This window comes from Halorubrum sp. SP9 (assembly GCF_005435015.1).
In the GTDB taxonomy this organism is placed as follows: Archaea; Halobacteriota; Halobacteria; order Halobacteriales; family Haloferacaceae; genus Halorubrum; species Halorubrum sodomense.
Genome location: NZ_SGXU01000163.1, coordinates 635 through 900, shown reverse-complemented (window position 1 = coordinate 900; position 266 = coordinate 635). Strand labels below are relative to the sequence as shown.

At 59.8% G+C, this 266-nt stretch carries 1 pseudogene; it reads right to left on the bottom strand.

Annotated elements, in window-relative coordinates:
- A pseudogene (locus tag EXE45_RS21470) lies at positions 1-266 on the bottom strand (sulfatase-like hydrolase/transferase); the annotation flags it as partial.

Below are 266 nucleotides of genomic sequence, written 5' to 3'. Positions count from 1 at the left end.
CGTTCACCCGGCAACGAAACGATCAGCGGAACGTGTAGCAACGACTCGTGGAGATATCGCGGGTGCGTGTAGTACCCGTGTTCGCCGAACGCATCCCCGTGGTCGGCCGTCACGACAATCAGACTCTCTTCGAGCAGCCCGCGATCGTCGAGCGAGTCGAAGAACGCGCGGAGCTGATCGTCCAGATATCGGATCTCCCCGTCGTAGGCATCAATTAACAACTGCCGCTCCTCGTCCACGATCTCGTCGGGGCTGTCGATCGTCTT